Origin of the sequence: Psychromonas sp. Urea-02u-13, assembly GCF_002835995.1 — a bacterium.
Taxonomy (GTDB): domain Bacteria; phylum Pseudomonadota; class Gammaproteobacteria; order Enterobacterales; family Psychromonadaceae; genus Psychromonas.
On record NZ_PJBZ01000031.1, the window covers coordinates 1 to 204 of the forward strand.

Below are 204 nucleotides of genomic sequence, written 5' to 3' on the forward strand. Positions count from 1 at the left end.
CCGTAGATTTAGCTCGCCAGAAAGTATTAACTGATTGCCATTTATAAACTTCAGTTCGATGGAGGTTTCGTTGGGCAGAGAGTGCATTTTGGGAAGTGAAATAAAATCATGTGGGTGTTCAGAAGGTTTATCTTCAGGGTGCCAACAATTAAATTGCTCAGTGCTAATGCGTAAAGTGGTGACAATTTTTGTTTTAGAATAATG

The 204-nt window shown here is 38.2% G+C and carries 1 protein-coding gene; it reads right to left on the reverse strand.

Going from position 1 to position 204, the window contains the following annotated elements:
* Positions 1 to 204: hypothetical protein (locus tag CXF74_RS22335; RefSeq protein ID WP_232772387.1), on the reverse strand; the 204-nt coding region annotated here is incomplete at both ends.